The 384-nt window shown below is 68.2% G+C and carries 1 protein-coding gene; it reads left to right on the top strand.

Annotated elements, in window-relative coordinates:
- On the top strand, nucleotides 1-384 hold a 384-nt coding region (locus EN850_RS36675), incomplete at both ends, for a hypothetical protein (protein WP_210238023.1).

Raw genomic sequence — 384 nt, 5'->3', positions numbered from 1 at the left:
GGCCGCTGGACGCGGCAACGACCGGCGGTGACATACCCGTCATCGTGGCCAATGACCTGGCGCTCAACGCGGCCGAGCGCCGCCGACGCGCCGGGCTCGAGGCCCCGGATCTGCCGCGTGTCGAATCTGCTTCGGTCAGAACGCAGCCCCGCACGGTGCCGGTGCCGGTGCCAACGCCGCTGCTCTCGGCTCTCGATGCGGACCGGTTCGATTTCGGCAGCCCGCTGCGTCACACCAGTCCTCTTCCGCGACGCCACGTCGAGGACAAGGACCTGACGCGTTTTCTGAAAAGCCACGTCGACCGGACCCTCTCCGACAATGTCGAACCGCCGCCGTGCCCGCATTGCGGCAGCGACAACACTCGACTTGCCTCTACGAAGCGCG

The sequence above is a fragment of the Mesorhizobium sp. M8A.F.Ca.ET.207.01.1.1 genome (assembly GCF_004794715.1).
Lineage (GTDB): Bacteria > Pseudomonadota > Alphaproteobacteria > Rhizobiales > Rhizobiaceae > Mesorhizobium.
The sequence above is the reverse complement of the archived record's forward strand: the minus strand, read 5'-3'. Positions and strand labels throughout refer to the sequence as shown.